The 18741-nt window shown below is 68.6% G+C and carries 14 protein-coding genes; 7 read left to right on the top strand and 7 right to left on the bottom strand.

Translation table 11 applies throughout. From position 1 onward, the window contains the following. Nucleotides 1-12 precede the first annotated feature (12 nt). The 3 genes from OR37_RS19785 to OR37_RS19795 all read right to left on the bottom strand — a co-directional run bounded on the left by OR37_RS19785 (nucleotide 13) and on the right by OR37_RS19795 (nucleotide 3420). Nucleotides 13-411, bottom strand: a complete 399-nt coding sequence (locus OR37_RS19785; protein WP_326972935.1) for an endonuclease domain-containing protein — start codon at nucleotides 409-411, stop codon at nucleotides 13-15. Nucleotides 412-488: 77 nt separating this feature from the next. Next, nucleotides 489-3140, bottom strand: coding sequence for a DNA ligase D (gene ligD / locus OR37_RS19790; protein WP_004624489.1), 2652 nt, complete (start codon nucleotides 3138-3140; stop codon nucleotides 489-491). 10 nt (nucleotides 3141-3150) lie between these two features. After that, nucleotides 3151-3420 carry a hypothetical protein gene (locus OR37_RS19795; RefSeq protein WP_004624490.1) on the bottom strand — a complete coding sequence of 90 codons (270 nt, stop codon included), beginning with the start codon at nucleotides 3418-3420 and terminating at the stop codon, nucleotides 3151-3153. A 244-nt stretch (nucleotides 3421-3664) separates the two neighbouring features. Between OR37_RS19795 and OR37_RS19800 the strand changes: the two genes are divergently transcribed. The 3 genes from OR37_RS19800 to OR37_RS19810 all read left to right on the top strand — a co-directional run bounded on the left by OR37_RS19800 (nucleotide 3665) and on the right by OR37_RS19810 (nucleotide 8364). After that, nucleotides 3665-5965 (top strand): TonB-dependent receptor, encoded by a 2301-nt coding sequence (locus OR37_RS19800; RefSeq protein ID WP_004624492.1) that lies wholly within the window; start codon nucleotides 3665-3667, stop codon nucleotides 5963-5965. A 141-nt stretch (nucleotides 5966-6106) separates the two neighbouring features. After that, a complete protein-coding gene (locus tag OR37_RS19805; protein WP_004624495.1) occupies nucleotides 6107-7753 on the top strand; it encodes a SulP family inorganic anion transporter in 1647 nt (548 codons plus the stop codon). Then, nucleotides 7750-8364 carry a ParB-like protein gene (locus OR37_RS19810; RefSeq protein WP_004624497.1) on the top strand — a complete coding sequence of 205 codons (615 nt, stop codon included), beginning with the start codon at nucleotides 7750-7752 and terminating at the stop codon, nucleotides 8362-8364. The genes OR37_RS19805 and OR37_RS19810 overlap by 4 nt, the downstream gene beginning before the upstream one ends. A gap of 97 nt (nucleotides 8365-8461) precedes the next feature. Here OR37_RS19810 and OR37_RS19815 read toward each other — a convergent pair whose 3' ends face one another. Next, nucleotides 8462-11440: a TonB-dependent receptor plug domain-containing protein gene (locus tag OR37_RS19815; RefSeq protein ID WP_004624499.1), complete on the bottom strand. Its 2979-nt coding sequence runs from the start codon at nucleotides 11438-11440 to the stop codon at nucleotides 8462-8464. A gap of 740 nt (nucleotides 11441-12180) precedes the next feature. On the opposite strand from OR37_RS19815, the gene nadA reads away from it, so the two are divergent. From nadA to nadC, 3 genes are all read left to right on the top strand, one after another. Then, the gene (gene nadA / locus OR37_RS19820) at nucleotides 12181-13269 is read left to right on the top strand and encodes a quinolinate synthase NadA (RefSeq protein WP_004624501.1); all 1089 of its coding nucleotides are present in this window, start codon (nucleotides 12181-12183) and stop codon (nucleotides 13267-13269) included. A 143-nt stretch (nucleotides 13270-13412) separates the two neighbouring features. Continuing rightward, a complete protein-coding gene (locus OR37_RS19825) occupies nucleotides 13413-14927 on the top strand; it encodes an L-aspartate oxidase (RefSeq protein WP_004624503.1) in 1515 nt (504 codons plus the stop codon). Continuing rightward, on the top strand, nucleotides 14924-15772 hold the full coding sequence (gene nadC, locus OR37_RS19830; protein WP_004624505.1) for a carboxylating nicotinate-nucleotide diphosphorylase: 849 nt from the start codon (nucleotides 14924-14926) through the stop codon (nucleotides 15770-15772). Before OR37_RS19825 ends, nadC begins: the two co-directional genes overlap by 4 nt. Here nadC and OR37_RS19835 read toward each other — a convergent pair. The 3 genes from OR37_RS19835 to OR37_RS19845 all read right to left on the bottom strand — a co-directional run bounded on the left by OR37_RS19835 (nucleotide 15769) and on the right by OR37_RS19845 (nucleotide 17983). Then, entirely contained in the window at nucleotides 15769-16185 is a 417-nt protein-coding gene (locus OR37_RS19835; RefSeq protein ID WP_004624507.1) for an MAPEG family protein, read from the bottom strand. The two genes, nadC and OR37_RS19835, sit on opposite strands and share 4 nt — an antisense overlap. A gap of 210 nt (nucleotides 16186-16395) precedes the next feature. Next, complete coding sequence (locus tag OR37_RS19840; RefSeq protein WP_004624509.1) at nucleotides 16396-17247, bottom strand: prephenate dehydratase; 852 nt, start codon at nucleotides 17245-17247, stop codon at nucleotides 16396-16398. Nucleotides 17248-17251: 4 nt separating this feature from the next. Next, nucleotides 17252-17983 (bottom strand): 3-deoxy-manno-octulosonate cytidylyltransferase, encoded by a 732-nt coding sequence (locus tag OR37_RS19845; RefSeq protein WP_004624511.1) that lies wholly within the window; start codon nucleotides 17981-17983, stop codon nucleotides 17252-17254. 168 nt (nucleotides 17984-18151) lie between these two features. Here OR37_RS19845 and OR37_RS19850 point away from each other — a divergent pair. Then, a partial coding sequence (locus OR37_RS19850) for a c-type cytochrome (RefSeq protein WP_004624512.1) occupies nucleotides 18152-18741 on the top strand: 590 nt, incomplete at its 3' end.

Here is an 18741-nt window from a genome sequence, read left to right on the forward strand (position 1 = left end):
AGGGTGAGGGACCTAGGCTCGCGCCGCCCGAAGCGTGGCGACAATCACGTCGCACACCTCGCCTGGCGCATTCAGCACCTGACCATTGGAGAAGCGGATCAGGTGATACCCAAAGGACTCCAGGACAGCCGTTCGCTCCAGATCCTTGAGCTGAGCCTCTTCGGCGTCGTGCGCCCCACCATCGATCTCGATGATCAGCCGCGCCTCGAGGCAAACGAAATCGGCGACATAACGGCCTATCGGAACTTGCCGCCGAAACTTGGCGTCCGCGAGCCGCCGTCCTCGGACGAGGGTCCAAAGCCGGGCTTCGGCGTGGGTTTGATCGCGGCGAAGGCGGCGGGCTACGGCGATGCGGCTCATATAGCCAGGGAACGATGTTCCCGTTTTGTTTTCAAGGTAAGGAATCTGCATTTTTCGGCCCGCGCCTAAGTCCCTCACCCTCCCACCGCTTCGCGGTGGGCCCCGCCCTCTCCCGGGGGGAGAGGGTTTCACGGCCCCTTCGCCAGTTTCCTGATCGCGGGGGCCAGGTCGCGTTCGGCGTCGGCGTAGCCGTCCCAGGCGTCGAGGCGTTTCAGCAGGTCCGGGACGGTGCGGAGGTTGAAGCGGGACGGGCCCAGCCCTTTGCGGACCTGGGTCCAGGCCAGGGGCCAGGAGACCGGCGCGCCGGGGCGGGCGCGGGGCGACAGCGGGGCGACCGCCGTGCTCATGCGGTCGTTGCGCAGATAGTCGAGGAAGATCTTCCCGTCCCGGGCCTTCTTGGCCATGTTCAGCAGGTAGAGGTCGGGGCTGTCGGCGGCCATGCGGGCGCAGACCTCGCGGGCGAAGGCCTTGGCGGCGTCCCAGTCGACGCCCTCGCCCTTCAGCGGCGTGACCACGTGCAGGCCCTTGCCGCCGGTGGTCTTGCAGAACGGGACGAGGCCCAGGGCCTCCAGCCGGTCGCGGATTTCGCGCGCGCCCTCGATCACCGCCTCGAACGGCACGTCGGGCGCGGGGTCGAGGTCGAAGACCAGGCGGCCGGGAACCTCCGGCTGGCCGGGCCGGCAGTTCCACGGATGCAGTTCGCTCGCCCCCCACTGGGCGGCGGCGATCAGGCTTTCGGGCGTGTTGAACACCAGATAGGGCTTGCGGTCGCCGCTGACGCTCGTCTCGTCGATCAGGGCCGAGACGCCCTTGCCCGAATGGCGCTGGAAGAACTTTTCGCCGCCGATCCCGTCCGGCGCGCGGATCACCGAGCAGGGCCGCCCCTGGATGTGGGGGAGCATCCAGGGCCCGACGGCCTCGAAATAGTCGGCGAGATCCAGCTTGGTCCCCGGCGTTCCGTCGCCGGCGTCGGGCCACAGCGGCTTGTCGGGATTGGAGATCGCCACGCCCAGCACCTGGGCCTTGCCGCCCTTGCGCGCGGGCTTTGCCGAGGATTGGGCCGAGGATCGGGCGGAGGGCTGGGCCAGCTCGGCGTCCTCGACCTTGGCCGGCGCCTCGGCCTCGACGGCCTGGGCGGGCTTGTCCTCGCGCAATCCCTTGAACGCGGCCTGACGCACGGCGCCGTCTCCGGTGAAGCCCGCGAACTCTATCTCGGCGACCAGCACCGGGTCGACCCAATGGACATTGGCCCCGCCGCGCGGCGCGCCCTGGCCGCCGAACGGCGAGGTCTCGCGCGCGTGGGCCTCCAGCCGGGGCAGCAGCTTGGCGACCTTGTCGCGGCCAAAGCCCGTCCCCACGCGGCCGACATGGACCAGATCGCCGTCCTTGTAGACGCCGACGATCAGCGAGCGGAACGCCTCGCCGGTCGTTGTCCAGCCGCCGATCACCACCTCGTGCCCGGCCCGGCACTTGGCCTTGGTCCAGGTTCCCGGCTTGCCCGAGCGGTAGGGCGCGTCCAGCCGCTTGGAGACCACGCCCTCCAGCGACAGGCGACAGGCCGATCGCAGCACCGCCTCGCCGCCGCTGGCGAAGTGCTCCACGTAGCGCAGGCGGTCGCCGTCCGTCGGCAACAGCGACCGCAGCCGCGCCTTGCGCTCGGACAGCGGCCGGTCGGTCAGGGCCTCGCCGTCGGCGTACAGCAGGTCGAAGGCGAAGAAGATCAGGTCGTCGGTCCGCGCTTCGGCCAAGGCGGCCTGCAGGCCCGCGAAGCTGGGCGCGCCGTTCTCGTCCAGGGCCACGACCTCGCCGTCGATCAGGGCGTCGGGCAGGCCCTTGGCCGCGGCGGTCAGGGCCGGGAAGCGGGCGCTCCAGTCGAGGCCCGCCCGGGTGCGCAGGGTCGCCCGGCCGCCCTGGATCCGCAGCTGCATCCGATAGCCGTCGAACTTGATCTCATGCGCCCAGCCGGCCTCGCTGGGCGGGCGATCGACCAGCTTGCACAGCTGCGGCGGCACGAAGTCCGGCATGGCGGTCTTGCGCGCCGGCCTGGCCTTGGGCTTTGGCGCCTCGGCCGCCTCGGTCGCGCGTTCGGCGCTGGCCTCGGGCGAACGGTCGCTGTTCCAGACCGCGTCCGAGGCCGGCGCGGCCTTGGTCATGAACGGCGTCGGCGGCCGGCCCTGGCCCGCCGCGATCTCCGCCATCGTCCGGCCCGAGGCGACCGAGAAGGCCGTGTCGTCCAGGAAGGCCTTGTCGTCCTCGACCGCGTACTCGTCGCGGTGCTTGATCAGCAGCCAGTTCTCGCGCTTGCCGCCGCCAAGCTTGCCTTTGGCGGCGCGGTCGTTGTGGATCTTGACCAGGACCCAGCCGCCCTTCAGGCGCTCGCCGGCGAAAACCAGCTTGATCTCGCCCTTCTTGAGACCCTTCTCCAGGTCGAAGCCGGGCTCGGGCGCCCACCAGCCGCGATCCCACAGCATCACCGTCCCGCCGCCGTACTGGCCCTTCGGGATCACGTCCTCGAAGTCGCCATAGGCCAGCGGGTGGTCCTCGACATGGACCGCCAGGCGCTTGTCGCGCGGATCGCGCGAGGGCCCCCGCGTCACGGCCCACGACAGAAACACGCCCGCGTGCTCCAGCCGCAGGTCGTAGTGCAGGCGGGTGGCGTCGTGCTTCTGGACCACGAAGCGGGCCCGCTCGGAGGCCGCGGCCCCGACCTTGCCGGACGGCTCGGCGGTCTTCGAGAAATCCCGCTTGGCCTCGTAGGCCGCCAGCTTGCGCCCCGCCATCGCCGCGCGCCTATTCGCCGTCGAAGACTTCGGGCCGCCGGTCGTCGACGTCGCGGCCGTCGCCGGGGTCGTCCTCCTGTTCCAGTTCGACGATCTCGTCGTCGGTCAGGTCCTCGGCGGTCAGGGCGTCGTCATCGTCGGCGTCGCCTTCCGCCTGGGTGACGTCCAGCACGTCGGGCAGCTCCTCGAAGGTGCGCAGCTCGCCGTCGCGGCCCACCACATCCTCGTCCAGCGCCTCGGCGCCGTCCTGCTCGTCCCAGCCGTTGTCGATGTCGGTCATGGCTCGTCCTCCGGTTTCCGCCAGAGGAATGGGCGGAGCCGCCCGGCCGTTCCCCGCCGCCGCGCGCGAAACGTCGCGTCGACACGCCACGAAGTAAGTAATCCTTCACTGAACTGACACGGATGGGGCATAAGACACCCCGCTCTGGCGCGGGAAGGTCGCGAGGCGCGCTGACTCAAGGCGCGGCCTCTTCCCGTCTCCATTCACAAGGACGGCCAAAAGGCCGCGTTCAAAGGTGTCTCTCATGCGAGTTCAGTCTTCCCGCAAGCTGGCGTTCCTGCTCGGAACCGCCATTTCGATCATGGGCGCGGCCAGCGTCGCCCAAGCCCGCCAGACCACGGATCAGCCCAGCGCCACCGCGCTGGAGGAGATCGTCGTGACCGCCGAGCGCCGCTCGGAAAACCTGCAGAAGGTGCCGCTGTCGGTGGCCGCCGTGGCCGGCGACCAGCTGCGCGCCATCAACGCCGACGGCAGCGACATCCTGGCCCTGTCGGGCAAGGTCCCCAGCTTCTACGCCGAGACCACCACGGGCCGCATCTTCCCGCGCTTCTATATCCGGGGCCTGGGCAATATCGACTTCTACCTCGGCGCCTCGCAGCCGGTGTCGATCATCCAGGACGACGTCGTCATGGAGCACGTGGTTCTGAAGTCGAACCCGGTGTTCGACATGAACCAGGTCGAAGTGCTGCGCGGCCCGCAAGGCTCGCTGTTCGGCCGCAACACCACCGCCGGCATCGTCAAGTCGGACACCATCCGTCCCAGCGACACCTATCAGGGCCGCATGTCGGCCTCCTACGGCACCTACGGCACGACCACCTTCGACGGCGGCGTCGGCGGCCCGATCGCGCCCGGCCTGATGTTCCGCGCCTCGGTGCTGTACCAGCACCGCGACAACTGGGTGGACAACACCTACACCGGCGCCAGCGCCGACGGCACCGTCAGCCCGAAGAAGGACGCCATGGGGCGCTTCACGGAAAAGGACGCGCGCCTGCAGATCCTGGCCAAGCCGAACGACAAGCTGTCGGTCCTGGCCTCGGCCCACGCCCGCGACTATTCGGGCACCTCGACCCTGTTCCTGCGCGGCGCCCTGACCAAGGGCTCGAACGACCCGACCGCCCCGCGCGACCGGGTCGCCTACGACGAAGCCAACAACAATCCGCAAGCCTATAAGGGCGAAGGCGCGGCGCTGCACATCGACTACGACTTCGGTCCGGTCACCCTGACCTCGATCAGCGCCTACGAGTCGACCCACGGCTACAGCCGCGGCGACACCGACGGCGGCGCGGCGGCCAACTTCCCGGTCAACGGCGTCCCGAACGGCTTTGGCCAGTCGATGGGCCGTCTGCGCGACCTGGACCAGATCACCCAGGAAATCCGCCTGGCCAGCAACGGCGCGGGCAAGCTGAAGTGGCAGGTCGGCGGCCTCTATTTCGACCAGAGCGACCTGACCGACTTCTATCAGCGCGGCTATTTCCTGCTGCCGACCTCGGCCGGCTACAACCCCAACAACTGGGTGGCCCTGTCGGACCTCAACACCTCGTGGGCGGTGTTCGGCCAGGCCAGCTATCAGCTGACCGACAAGCTGACCGTCACCGGCGGCCTGCGTGACACCTACGACGCCAAGAAGACGATCCTGCTGAAGACGTCGAACAACGCCGCCAATGTCTCGACCTATGGCGGCCGCCGCTATGTGCGTCTGTCGGACCAGCAGGTCAGCTGGGACCTGTCGGCCAACTATCAGGTCAATCCGGACGTCAGCGTCTACGCCCGCGCGGCCAAGGGCTTCCGCGGCCCGACCATCCAGGGCCGCTCGGCGGTGTTCAACAGCGACTTCACCACGGCCAATTCGGAGACGATCCTGTCCTACGAAGCCGGCGTGAAGAGCTTCCTGTTCGACAACAAGCTGCGCTTCAACGCCACGGCCTTCACCTACACCGTCAGCGACATCCAGCTGAACGGCAACGACAGCAACGGCAACGGCGTGCTGTTCAACGCCGACAAGGCCAAGGCCTACGGCGTCGAGGCCGACCTGGAATGGCGTCCGGTCCGCAACCTGCTGATCACGGGCGGCGCCAGCTACCTGCACAGCAAGATCGAGGACAAGCGCGTCTACGCCCAGGTCTGCGCCCTGAACGGCGTGGTGGTCTGCACGGTCGAAAACCCGACGATCAAGGTGGGCGCCAACACCTTCGCCCAGATCGACGGCCAGCCGCTGCCGAACGCCCCGAAGTACAACCTGAACTTCACGGCCCGCTACGACATCCCGGTCGGCGCGGACGGCAAGCTGTTCGCCGCCACGGACTGGAACGTCCAGGGCTACACGAACTTCGTGCTCTACAAGACCAAGGAGTTCTACGCGAAGGGCAACTTCGAGGGCGGCCTGAAGCTGGGCTACGAGAACATGGCTCAAGGCTATGAGATCGCCGTGTTCGGCCGCAACATCACCAACGAGAAGAACCTCAAGGGCGTCATCGAGAACTACATGGCGGCCGTCTACAACGAGCCGCGCATCGTCGGCGTCTCGATCAGCGCCAAGCTGAACTAGCTTTTTCTGTCTGTCCCGCGTCCCGATCCTCCCCTTCTTCGGGACGCCGCCTTCGCCGCTCCGGAGCCTCGCGCTCCGGGGCGGTTTTTCTTTTGGCGCGTCACGGCTTAGTCTGAACCCGGATTGGTCGCGTGGGTCGGGATGAAGCCTTTCAGTCGCAAGGATTGGGTCGCGGGGCTGTCGGTCGCCGGCCTGATGCTGCCCGAGGCCGTGGCCTATGCCGGCATCGCGGGACTGGCCCCGCAGCGGGCCCTGCTGGCGGCCTTCGCCGGCTGCCTGGCCTATGCGGTGTTCGGGCGCAGCCGCTTCGCCATCGTCTCGCCGACCTCGTCCTCGGCCGTGATCCTGGCCGCCACCCTGGCCAGCCTGCCCGACGGCGACGCGCAGCGGGCCTGGGCGGCGACGGTGGTCGTGCTGCTGGTCGGCGTCGCGTTCGCGGCCGCCGGGGCGCTGAAGCTGGGCGCCCTGGCCAGCTTCATCTCGCGGCCGGTGCTGCGCGGCTTCGCCTTCGGCCTGGCGGTGACCATCATCCTGGGCCAGGCCCCGGCCCTGGCCGGCGTGACCGTGGCCTCGCGAGAGCTGGGCCCGTTGGTCCTGGGCCTGGCGGCCAGCCTGCCGCACTGGAACCCCTGGAGCCTGGGCCTGGGCCTGGCCTCGCTGCTGGCGATCCTCCTTCTGCGCCGCTTCCCAGCGCTGCCGGCCCCGCTGGTGGTGCTGGCGGCCGGCATGGCGCTGTCCCGGGCGCTGGACCTGCCGGCCCACGGCGTGGCCATGGTCGGGGCCATCCGCCTGGAGCCGAGCTGGCCGAGCTTTCCGGCCCTGTCGTCCGGCGACTATTCGCGGCTGGTCCAGTTCACCCCGCCGCTGGTCCTGATCCTGCTGGCCGAGTCGTGGGGCACGATCCGGGCCCTCGCCCTGCGGCGCGGCGACGTGGTCGAGGCCAACCAGGAAATGCGCGCCCTGGGCGCGGCCAACCTGGCCAGCGGCCTCGTCCAGGGGATGCCGGTCGGGGCCGGCTTCTCGGCCGGCGCCGCCAGCGAGGCCGCCGGCGCCGTCAGCCGCGCCGCCGGGGTGGTCGCCGCCCTGGGCCTGGCCGCCCTGGTGCTGACCGCCGGCCCCCTGGCCGCGGACCTGCCCCGGCCGGTGCTGGCCAGCGTGGTCATCGCCGCCCTCACCCACGCCCTGGATCCCTCGCCGCTGGCCCGGCTGTGGAAGCTGGAGCGCGACCAGTATGTCGCCCTGGGCGCGACCGTGGGGGTTCTGGTCCTGGGCGTGCTGAACGGCATGTTGGCGGCCGTCGTCCTGTCGCTGGTCGCCCTGCTGCGCCGCCTGGCCACCCCGACCGTGGCGCAGCTGGGCCAGCTGGCCGGCGGCCACGACTATGTCGCCCTGGCCCGTCACCCCGACGCGCGCGGTCCGCCGGGCGTGGCCATCTGGCGGCCCGCCGCGCCGCTGTTCTTCGCCAATGCCGAGCGGGTGTTCGTGCTGATCGCCGACCAGGTGCGCGGCCAGGGCTTCAAGGCCGTGGTGGTCAGCCTGGAGGAAAGCCACGATCTGGACAGCACGGCGCTGGACGCCCTGATCGAGTTCGACGCCGAGATGCGCAAGGACGGCGTCCAGCTGCGCCTGGCGCGCGCTCACGATCAGGTTCGCGACTTGCTGGACGCGAGCGGCGCGCGGGACCTGGCCGCGCGCTGCGACTACAGCGTGGACGACGCCGTCCGGGCCGCGCTCGCGTCCGCCCCGACGGCACAAGGATCGGCCCAAGGACCGGAAGGCTCCCGATGAACCATGACTTCACCCCGCTGCTGCGCCCGACGCCCCTGGCCAGCCTGCGTCCCACCCAGATGACGGTCGGCTTCCGCGAGGTCGAGCGCAAGCGCGAGAGCTGGCGCAAGCGCGCCGCCAAGGACGGCCCGGAATTCCTGGGCCAGCACCTGATCCCGGTGGTGATCGGCCCGGGCGACAAGCGCTACGTCATCGACAACCACCATCTGGGCCTGGCGCTGCTGCGCGAGGGCGTCGAGCACTGCCTGACCAAGACCGTCGCCGACCTGCGGATGCTGGAGAAGTCGGCGTTCTGGACCTTCATGGACAACCGCAACTGGCTGCACCCGTTCGACGCCCACGGAAAGCGCCGACCGCGCCAGGAGATTCCCAAGACGTTGGCGGACCTGGCCGACGATCCCTATCGCTCGCTGGCCGGAGAGCTGCGCCGGGCCGGCGGCTACGCCAAGGATCCCACGCCCTATTCGGAGTTCCTGTGGGGCGACTTCCTGCGCCGGCGGATCGACCGCGCGCATGTGGACGACGACTTCAAGGCGGCGCTGGAACAGGCCCTGAGCCTGTGCCGCGCGCCGGAGGCCCGCTACCTGCCCGGCTGGTGCGGGCCGGAATAACGCGCGCCTTCGACACCCCCAAAGAAAGAGGCCGGTCCCTTTCGGAACCGGCCTCCATCTTTAGTCCAAGATTGAACGGTCTCAAGACCGCCCAGCCTTAGTAGGCGAAGCGCACGCCCACCTTGAACGTCCGGCCGATGACGCCGGCTTGGTGGAAGGTGGTCAGGAAGTTCGGCGAGCTCGAGTACGAACCCGGAGCGATCGGGTTCTTCTGGTCGAACAGGTTGCCGACGTTGCCATAGATCTGAACCTGGTCGTTCAGCTGAGCCGTGGCGTTCAGGTCGGTGTAGATGAACTTCTTGATGTAGCAGAACTTGTTGGCGACGACGGGGTCGCCGTTGGCGTAGGGGTTGCCGTACTGGCAGTCGTTCGTGCCGTAGTCGTCAGCCGCGACCGACTTGATCTTGCCCACGAAGTAGGTGGTCGTGGACAGGGTGTAACGGCCCCAGGCGAACGTGTTCTGCCAGTTACCGCGCCAATCCGGCGTACCGTTACCCGAAGACAGCTCATACGGACCCAGGGTGCCGGCATACTTCTGAACCTTACCGTCAGCCGTGTGCAGGTCGTACTTGAAGACGTGCGTGACTTCGGCGCGGCTGGTCCACTTGACGTCGTAGGGCAGGTTCACGTTGGCCTGGACGGCGAAGTCCACGCCAGTGGTCTGCGAGTAGTTGGCGTTTTCGAACGGCGCGTTGATGATCAGGACGCGCGGCAGGGCGTTCGGGAACAGCGGGTCGGCGACGTCGACCACGTTGCACGAGTAGCCAGGACCGACGGCCGCCACCAGAGCGCAGCCTTCGGCTTGGGTCGCGCCCTTGAAGTAGGCGCCCTTGGCGTCCGAAATCTTCGAGCCGCTGACGATCAGGTTGTTCTTGCGAACATTGTAATAGTCGACGGTCATCGACAGCCAACGGGTCGGCTGAACGATCGTGCCCAGCGTGAAGCTGCGCGAGGTTTCCGGCTTCAGGTTCGGATTACCCACCAGGCCCGAACCCAGCGAGAAGGACTGGGCGTAAGGGTTGGTGTTGCCGTCCTTGGTCAGGCCGCCGTGAGCCAATTGGAACGAGGCCGGCGGCGAGTAGGTGGCGAAGCCGGCGTACTGCGAGCGCGGGCCCGATTCCGCGAAGGTCGGGGCGCGGAAGCCTTCCGAGTACGTGCCGCGGAAAGCCAGTTGCTTCATCGGCGTGTACTTGACGCCAACCTTCGGCGAGAAGTGGCTGAAGCCTTCCGAATAGTCGTCGTAACGACCCGACAGGTTCAGTTCCACCTTCTCGATGACCGGCGCCTGCACTTCGAAGAACGCGGCCTTGACCGTGTGCTTGCCGAAGGCCGACGAGGTGGTCAGGCCGTAGGTGTCCAGACGGGCGTTCTGGTTGTTGTTGACCAGGACTTCCTTCCGGATCTGACCGCCGACGGCCAGCATCATGTCACCGCCCGGCAGGGTCCACAGCTTGTGGGTGACCAGACCGTCCAGCGACATCATCGACGAGTGCGAGTTCGTCACGACGTTCGGCGCGACCGCCTGACGCACGGCGGCGGTGTTCTTCGACGGATCGACGAAGTTGTACGAGCCGGTGTTGATCGCGTTGATCAGGCCGTTGATGTTCAGGTAGCCGCGCTGAGAGATGCTCAGGTTGTCGCGGGCGCCCACGGCGTCGATCGACCAGTTCCAGCCGTCGCCGAACTCGCCCTTCAGGCCCGCGGTGCCGCGGATCACTTCGTTGACGCGGTTGCTGCCGGCCGGGATGTCGCCGAACAGGTAGGTGATACGCGCGGCGCCGTTGGCCGGATCGTTGGCGTAGGCGGCGGCGTAGGGGTTGTTCGGGTTCAGGCGACGGTCAGACGCGGTGGCGCAGTTCAAGCCCGACGAGCAGACCCAGACCGGCAGGGTCATGTTCAGGCCCGAGAGCGCCGGCGAAGCGCCGAAGGGCTGAGTGTTACGGATGCTGCGCGGCTGGTTCTTGATGTCGACTTCGTTGCTCGAGTAGCTGCCGGTTAGATAAGCCTCGACCTTCTCGCTGAGACGCATGCTCAGGCGGCCGTTGAAGGCGTAGCGCTTTTGCAGCGGCTGCAGCTGGTTGTAGGTGTCGACCAGGTTCCACTTACAGCCCGTGCCGTTCACATTGGTGCTGGTTTGGGTGTAGGTGCCGTTGGCGCAGTTCAGGTTCAGCGAGGTATAGACCTTCGCCGGATCCAGAACGGTGCCCGTGCCCGTGCGCGGATCGTTCAGGTCGCGGACGCTGGTCCGGAATACCACCGCGTTCGGCGTGGCGGTCGCCAGGTTGCTGGCGGCGGTGTTGTTGGGCAGACCGCCGATCGAGGTCAGGTCCTGGTTGTTCAGCGGGAAGCCGCGGTCATGCGTCGCGACGCGGCCGTCCTTCTGGTACTCGGCGTTGATGTAGAAGTTCCAGCCCTTCTCCTGGTAGTCGCCGTAGCCCAGGGTGATGTCGGCGCGCTTGTGGTCGGCGTCGCCGCGGTCGCTTTGGCCAGCTTCCATGCTGCCGGCCACGCCGGTGAAGGTCTTCTTGAGCTTCAGGTTCACCACGCCGCCGATGGCGTCGGCGCCGTAGGACGACGAGGCGCCGTCCTTCAGGACTTCGATCCGGTCGATCAGGCTGAACGGGATGGTGTTCAGGTCGACATAGGCGTTGTGGCCGTCGTCATTGATCGGGAAATTGGTCGAGCGCAGGCCGTCGACCAGCACGAGGGTTGAGGACACGCCCAGGCCGCGCAGCGACACGGCCGAGCCGCCAGCCGAGAAGCCGCTCTGGAAGCCGGTGCCGATCGAGCCGGCGCCGTCCGACGAGATCGAGCGGATGGCGTCCGAGGCGGTGCTGATGCCGGCGCGAGCCAGGTTTTCCGAGGTCAGCACGGTGACCGGCGACGGGGTTTCGGTGTCCGTGCGGCGGAACAGCGAACCGGTGACGACAATTTCCTCGACTTGCGTCTGGTCGCTGCCCTTGGCGGCGGGAGCGGCGGTCTGCGCGGCGGCTTGGCTGGCGCCCAGCACGGCCACCGCGGCGCCGCAAATCATGGTGGAAGCGAGCAGTCGCTCCCGGACGGTCTTCTTAATCAAGGTAAACTCCCCAGCGTCTCTGCGTCGCGCATGTCCACATGCGCGGTCTCGGATTCTCGCATCGAGAACCCAACTGGCCGGGAGCTACGAACTTAAATCCAATTCGGGTCAACGCGCATCAGGGGCGCCGGATTTCAACGCGCCCGAGCTGTCACTTTAAGGTCACATATTTGCACCGCTGCAATGGAACGCCCCGAGCCGCGCGAAATGGGACAATATAAAGTCCACACGGCAACCGGGAGCGCCTTAGGCGCCGATGGCTTCGCCGTCGCGCGGAAAGGGAGAGATTTGCCTATATTATTACCGATATGCCCATAGTCTTCAGAATACGCCCCGCGACGTTATTTTTATAACTTTTCCATCACGACTGAAACAACTCTTCAATATTACAGACATGTAAGGAAAGAATCGTCTTTTCTCGCCGCATTTTCTCGGCAAGTTAAATCCCCTGCGGCTTATGGACGCGGATAACCCTCCCGCGGTCGCCAGCGCTCCTCCGAACGCCCTTGCGCGGTCCTCGGGCGCCGGGCGCCCTCTCCGTGCTCAGGAGCCGCGCGAGCGCTTTCGGTCGAAGGCGGGTTTGCAATCGCCTCGGCAAGGTCTATATGTGACGAGACGGTTATGCTCACTTTCAGCATAACCCAGGCGCCGGATCGTCGGACGCGCGGGAACGCGAACCTCGGCTCTGGCGTTTTTTGAGACCCTGGAAATGCTCACTTTGAGCATAACGGAGACATCGGATGGCCGACGGTTTTGTCGCTCCGCTTGAGTTCACCGCCGAGATCGAGGCCGAGACCGCCTCGATCTGGGACAAGGTCAAGCACCACGTCACCCCGCTGGAGTGGCGCACGCAGGCCCCGCTGATCGTCGAGATCAACCGCCTCAAGCGCGAGAAGAACGCCGCGATCCTGGCCCACAACTACATGACGCCGGACATCTTCCACGGCGTGGGCGACTTCGTCGGCGACAGCCTGGCCCTGGCCAAGGAAGCCGCCAAGAGCGACGCGACGATCATCGTCCAGGCCGGCGTCCACTTCATGGCTGAGACCAGCAAGGTGCTGAGCCCTGAAAAGAAGATCCTGATCCCGGACCTCAAGGCCGGCTGCTCGCTGGCCAGCTCGATCACCGGCGCCGACGTGCGGCTGATCAAGCAGCGCTATCCGGGCGTGCCGGTCGTCACCTATGTCAACACCACGGCCGACGTGAAGGCCGAGACCGACATCTGCTGCACCAGCGCCAACGCCGTGCAGGTGGTCGAGTGGGCCGCCCAGCAATGGGGGACCGACAAGGTCATCCTGATCCCCGATGAGTTCCTGGCCCGCAACGTCGCGCGCCAGACGGACGTCGAGATCATCGCCTGGGCCGGCCATTGCGAAGTCCATAAGCGCTTCACTGCCCAGGACATCGCCGACATGCGCGCGGCCTGGCCGGGCGCGGAAGTCCTGGCCCACCCCGAGTGCCCGGCCGAGATCCTGGAAGCCGCCGACTTCGCCGGCTCGACCGCCGCGATGAACGACTACGTCGCCGCGCGCAAACCGGCCCAGGTGGTGCTGATCACCGAGTGCTCGATGGCCAGCAACGTCCAGGCCGAAAGCCCGGCGACCCAGTTCATCGGCCCCTGCAACATGTGTCCGCACATGAAGCGGATCACGCTGAAGAACATCCACGACGCCCTGGTCCACGAGCGGTTCGAGGTGACGGTCGACGCCGACGTCCTCGACCGCGCGCGCCTGGCCGTGCAGCGGATGATCGACCTGCCGCCGCCGGTGGTTCCGGCGCGCTACGACCTGGTGAAGGCCCGGCATCACGTGGACGTGGAGCTGATTTAAAGGACGAGCTTCCTTCCCCCCATCCTTCTTGAAAAGGGGCGGGGAAGGTGGCCGCGAAGCGGTCGGATGGGGGTGTCGGCTCCGAGTCTGAGCTGACACCCCCACCCAACCCTCCCCGCAAGGGGGAGGGCGTGGAGAGTGAAATGATCGAACGCATCACCTTCGACGGCCCCGTCATACTCGGCGCGGGCCTGGCCGGGCTCTCCGCCGCCCTCGCGGCGAAGACGGCGCTGGTCCTCTCGCCGACCCCGCTGGCGACCGGCTGCTCCAGCGCCTGGGCGCAAGGCGGCATGGCGGCGGCGCTGTCAGGCGAGGACAGCCCGGCCCTTCACGCCGCCGACACGATCGCCGCCGGCGCGGGACTGTGCGATCCCGAGGCTGTCGCGCTGCTGACCACCGAAGGCCCGGGGGCCGTCCGCGATCTGGCCGCCCTCGGCGCGCCGTTCGACCGTAAGCCCGACAACGGCTTCGTCCTGAGCCTCGAGGCGGCCCATTCCAAGGCCCGGGTCGCCCGGGTCGGCGGCGACGGGGCCGGGGCGGCGATCATGGCCGCCGTGATCGCCGCGGTCCGCGCCGCGCCGACGATCGAGATCCGCGAGAACGCCCGCGCCCGCCGGCTTCTGCAAGACGCGACAGGTCGGGTCGTCGGCGTGCTGGCGGAGATCGACGGCACCCTGGTCGAGATCCGCTCGACCGCCGTGATCCTGGCGACCGGCGGCGTCGGCGGCCTCTACGCCGTCACCACCACGCCCGCCGAGGTGCGCGGCGAGGGCCTGGGCCTGGCGGCGCTCGCTGGCGCGACGATCGCCGATCCGGAGTTCGTGCAGTTCCATCCCACCGCGATCGACATCGGCCGCGACCCCGCGCCCCTGGCCACCGAAGCCCTGCGCGGCGAGGGGGCGATCCTGCGGAACACCGATGGCCGCGCCTTCATGGCCGACTACCACCCCGCCAAGGAGCTGGCCCCCCGCGACGTCGTCGCCCGCGCCCTGCACGCCGAGCGCGCCGCCGGTCGGGGCGCGTTCCTCGATGCGACCCAGGCGGTGGGCGACCACTTTCCACAGGAGTTTCCGGCGGTGTTCCAGGCCTGCCAGAGCGCCGGGATCGACCCGCGCCGCGCGATGATCCCCGTGGTCCCGGCCGTGCACTACCACATGGGCGGCGTGGCCACGGACCTGGAAGGCCGGACCAGCCTGCCGGGCCTCTACGCCGCCGGCGAGTGCGCCTCGACCGGCGTGCAGGGCGCCAACCGCCTGGCCTCCAACAGCCTCCTGGAAGCGGCCGTGTTCGGCGCCCGCGCCGGACGAGCGGCGGCTGCGGAAGCCGCGCGCGGCGGCGAGCCCGTCAGCCTGGCGCCGCTCCCCGACCTGCCCGACGCGGCTCTGCGGACGCTACGCAGGGCCATGAGCCGCGACGCCGGGGTGATCCGCGACGCCGCCGGCCTGACCCGGCTGCTGGAGCAGATCGAGGCCCTGGAGCCGGCCTATGGCCCCTGCCCCACAGTCGTCGCCGCTCGCCTGATCGTCGAGGCGGCCCTGGCCCGCCAGGAAAGCCGAGGCGGCCATTTCCGTTCGGACTTCCCGGCGACCGCCGAGCCCGTCCGCACCTTCGTCACCCTCACGAGCGCGGACGCCGCCGTCCGCTACGCCGCCGAATGATGATCCACCCCCTCGACGACATCCTCGTCCGCCCGATCGTCGGCCACGCCCTGGCCGAGGATCTGGGCCGCGCCGGCGACATCACCGGTCAGGCCTGCATCGACCCGGACGCCCGCCTGTCGGTCGTCTGGGCCAGCCGACAGGACGGCCGCGTCTCGGGCCTGTCCTGTGCTCGCCTGTCCCTCGCCGCCCTCGATCCGACCGCGACGTTCGAGGTGGTCACGCCCGATGGCGCCGACGCCGCGCCGGGCGCGATCCTGGCCCGCGCGGAAGGGAACGCCCGCGCCGTGCTGGCCGCCGAGCGCACGGGCCTGAACCTCCTGGGCCGCCTCTCGGGCATCGCCACCCTGACCCGCGCCTACGTCCGCCTGGTCGAGGGGACCGGCGCGACCATCGTCGACACCCGCAAGACCACGCCGGGCCTGCGCGCGCTCGAGAAATACGCCATCCGCTGCGGCGGCGGGGTCAACCACCGCTTCGGCCTGGATGACGCCATCCTGATCAAGGACAACCACGTCGCCGCGTGCGGCGGGGTCGGCGAGGCCGTGCGGCGCGCCCGCGCCCACGCCGGCCACCTCGTCAAGGTCGAGGTCGAGGTCGACGGCCTCGATCAGCTGGACGAGGCGCTGAAGCACGGGCCGGACGTCGTGATGCTGGACAATTTCAGCCTCGACGACCTGAAGACCGCCGTGCGCCTGGCCAAGGGCCGCGCGGTGCTGGAGGCCTCTGGCGGGGTCAACCTGACCACCGTGCGCGCGATCGCCGAGACTGGCGTCGACGTGATCAGCGTCGGGGCCCTGACGCACTCGGCGCCGGTGTTGGATATCGGGCTGGACGCGGTCTAGAACACCCGCATCAGCTCCCGAACCACCATCGCCGCCAGCACGCCGGTCGAGGCCACGAACAGCAGGAACCGAACGGGCACCAGGTTGAGGCTGACCTGCAGCAGGCTGTGCAGCACCCGGACGCCGACATAGACCCAGGCCAGATGCGCGGCCATGCCGTCGGCGTGGCCCGCCGCCTGGATGGCCAGCGCCGCCGCGTAGAAGATCGTCGGCTGCTCCATCAGGTGATTGTAGTTATCGGCCGCCTGCCGCGCGGCGTCGGGCAGCACGTCCAGCGAACCGGGAAACCGCGCGTCCTGCGGCTTGATCCCCGCCTTCTGCATGGCCGGGATGCGCTGGACGTACATCCAGACCCACATCACCAGCGACCAGGCCACCAGCGCCATCACCGGCGCGATCATCGAAGCTTGCATGTGAGCCTCCCCGCTCTTTTGCGAGGAGGGTAATCGCGGACCGCCGGTAGGGGAAAGGGTGACGTTGGGGAGGGTCGGCGCTGGCCCCCTCCACCAGCTTCGCTGGTCCCCCTCCCCCAAAAGGGGGAGGATAGAGAGGAGCGACGCCGGCTATTCTCCTCCCCCTTTTGGGGGAGGGGGACCGCCGAAGGCGGTGGAGGGGGCTGGCGCCTACGCCCCCCGATCCCGGAACGGATCGGCCGGGTAGACCCCCAGGATCTCGAACCGCTCGGAGAAGAACTTCAGCTCGTCCAGGGCTAGGGCCAGGTTGCGATCCTCGGGCCGGCCGTCGACCTCGGCGTAGAAGAAGGTCGCCGTGAAATTGCCGCCCTCCATGTAGCTTTCCAGCTTGGTCATGTTGACGCCGTTGGTCGCGAAGCCGCCCAGGGCCTTATAGAGCGCGGCCGGCAGGTTGCGGACGCGGAACACGAAGCTGGTCACGCAGCGGTGGGTGAACGGCGGCGGCTCGGGAGCCTTGTCGGCCGTCATCACCAGGAAGCGGGTGGTGTTGTGGCGCTCGTCCTCGATGTCGCGGGCCAGGATGTCGAGACCATAGATCTCCGCCGCCAGGGCCGGGGCGACGGCGGCGCGGGTCGGGTCGGGGTTCAGCGCCAGGGCCTTGGCCGCGCCCGCCGTGTCGCCGGCGGCCTCGGTCTCGACGCCCAGCTTCTTGAGGCTGTTGCGACACTGGCTGAGCGCGATCGGCATCGAGCTGACCACCTTCACCGCGTCCAGCTTGACGCCCTTGTTGGCCATCAGCTGAAAGCGGATCGGCTTGAAGCGCTCGCCGATGATCCTCAGGCCCGAGGCGGGCAGCAGGTGGTGCACGTCGGCCACCCGGCCGGCGATCGAGTTCTCGATCGGAATCATGCCCAGCGCCGCGGCGCCGGTCTTGATCGCCTCGAAGGCCTCCTCGAACGTCTTGCAGGGATAGGCTTCGTAGTCGGGAAAGTAGGTCCGGCAAGCCTCGTGGCTGTTGGCGCCGGGTTCGCCCTGGAAGGCGATCTTCTTGAGGATGCTCATGCTCTTACTTTCCCACGGCCGCGCGCGCGGCCTCGAGGTCGGACGGATTGTCGACGGAGATCGGGGCCTGGGCGGCCACGGCGGCGCGGATGGTCATGCCCAGCTCCATGGCGCGCAGCTGCTCCAGCTTCTCGCGCCGCTCCAGCGGTGACGGCGCGGCGGCGTTGAAGGCCTCCAGCGCCTCGCGCCGATAGCCGTAGAGGCCGATATGGCGCCACACCGGCCCGTCGCCATAGAGGGTCGAGCGGGTGAAATAGAGCGCGCGGCCGCTGGCGCCGTCGTCCTCCATGGCCAGCACGGCCTTGACGACGTCGGGATTCGACCGGTCGGCGGGCGAGGCTTCGGGGGCCACGACGGTGGCGATATCGGCGTCTCCGAATTCCTTAAGTATCCGCGCGCAGTCGCTCAGCACGGCCGGGTCGACGAACGGCATGTCGCCCTGAAGATTGATCACCACGTCGTGCTCGAACCCCGGATCGAGTTCGGCCAGAGCGGCCAGAATCCGGTCGGAGCCGGACGGCAGATCGGGGTCGGTCAGCACCGCCGTTCCGCCAACCGCCCTTACGGCCTCGACGATTTCGGGATCGCCGGCCGCCACGGCCACCGGACCAATGTCGGCCGCCAGGGCCTGGTTCAGAACCCGGACGATCATCGGAACCCCGCCGATATCGGCCAGCGGCTTGCCCGGCAGGCGCGTGGCGGCCATCCGCGCGGGGATCAGGACGATGGGGTTCATGGGAGGTTCGAGGCCTCAAATCTTTGCGGACCGGTTGCGCGTGGGGCGGTAGCGTGTAAGAGACGCGAGCGCAACATGACGCGCGCCGGGAGACTCGCTAGGGGGGACGACCGCGCGTGGGGATCAGGCCCGGCCTGGCCGGGCGGACAAGAGGCTGACAAGGCTGAGATGAGCGACCTGACGTTCAACAAGATCGCTGGCGGCGTACTGCTGACCGGCCTCGTTATTTTCGGTCTGCGGGAAGCCTCGGACATCGTCTTCAAGAAGCACGAGGTCGAGAAGGCTGGCTACGAGATCGCCGTCCAGGCGGAAGGCCCCGGCGGCGCGGAAGCCGTCGACACCCCGCCCGACTGGAACGCCGTGCTGACCCCGGCCAACGTGGCCGCCGGCCAGGCCGTCTCGGCCAAGTGCGCGGCCTGCCACAAGCTGGACGCCTCGAACGCCAACGCCACCGGCCCCGGCCTGTGGGACGTCGTCGGCCGCAAGCCGGGCACGCACCCGGGCTTCAACTACTCGTCGGCGATGAAGGACTTCGGCGGCAAGACCCCGATGTGGGACTACGACCACCTGTATGAATTCCTGAAGGCGCCGGGCAAGTACGTCTCGGGCACCAACATGACCTTCGTGGGTCTGAAGAAGCCGGAAGACCGGATCGCCGTCATCGCCTATCTGCACAGCCTGGGCAGCAAGCTGCCGGTGCCGCCGCCGCGTCCGGCCGCCGCCGCCGCTCCGGCCGCCGGCGCCGCGGCGGCACCGGC

The organism is Caulobacter vibrioides OR37 (assembly GCF_000372645.1).
GTDB classification, from domain to species: Bacteria; Pseudomonadota; Alphaproteobacteria; order Caulobacterales; family Caulobacteraceae; genus Caulobacter; species Caulobacter vibrioides_E.

Excerpts from the sequence above, each read along its gene's own strand:
- nadC (WP_004624505.1), top strand. The coding sequence starts at position 14,924 with ATGATGATCCACCCCCTCGACGACATCCTCGTCCGCCCGATCGTCGGC.
- OR37_RS19840 (WP_004624509.1), bottom strand. The coding sequence starts at position 17,247 with ATGAGCATCCTCAAGAAGATCGCCTTCCAGGGCGAACCCGGCGCCAAC.
- OR37_RS19800 (WP_004624492.1), top strand. The coding sequence starts at position 3,665 with ATGCGAGTTCAGTCTTCCCGCAAGCTGGCGTTCCTGCTCGGAACCGCC.
- OR37_RS19825 (WP_004624503.1), top strand. The coding sequence starts at position 13,413 with ATGATCGAACGCATCACCTTCGACGGCCCCGTCATACTCGGCGCGGGC.
- OR37_RS19785 (WP_326972935.1), bottom strand. The coding sequence starts at position 411 with ATGCAGATTCCTTACCTTGAAAACAAAACGGGAACATCGTTCCCTGGC.
- nadA (WP_004624501.1), top strand. The coding sequence starts at position 12,181 with ATGGCCGACGGTTTTGTCGCTCCGCTTGAGTTCACCGCCGAGATCGAG.
- OR37_RS19845 (WP_004624511.1), bottom strand. The coding sequence starts at position 17,983 with ATGAACCCCATCGTCCTGATCCCCGCGCGGATGGCCGCCACGCGCCTG.
- OR37_RS19805 (WP_004624495.1), top strand. The coding sequence starts at position 6,107 with ATGAAGCCTTTCAGTCGCAAGGATTGGGTCGCGGGGCTGTCGGTCGCC.
- OR37_RS19795 (WP_004624490.1), bottom strand. The coding sequence starts at position 3,420 with ATGACCGACATCGACAACGGCTGGGACGAGCAGGACGGCGCCGAGGCG.
- OR37_RS19810 (WP_004624497.1), top strand. The coding sequence starts at position 7,750 with ATGAACCATGACTTCACCCCGCTGCTGCGCCCGACGCCCCTGGCCAGC.
- OR37_RS19835 (WP_004624507.1), bottom strand. The coding sequence starts at position 16,185 with ATGCAAGCTTCGATGATCGCGCCGGTGATGGCGCTGGTGGCCTGGTCG.
- ligD (WP_004624489.1), bottom strand. The coding sequence starts at position 3,140 with ATGGCGGGGCGCAAGCTGGCGGCCTACGAGGCCAAGCGGGATTTCTCG.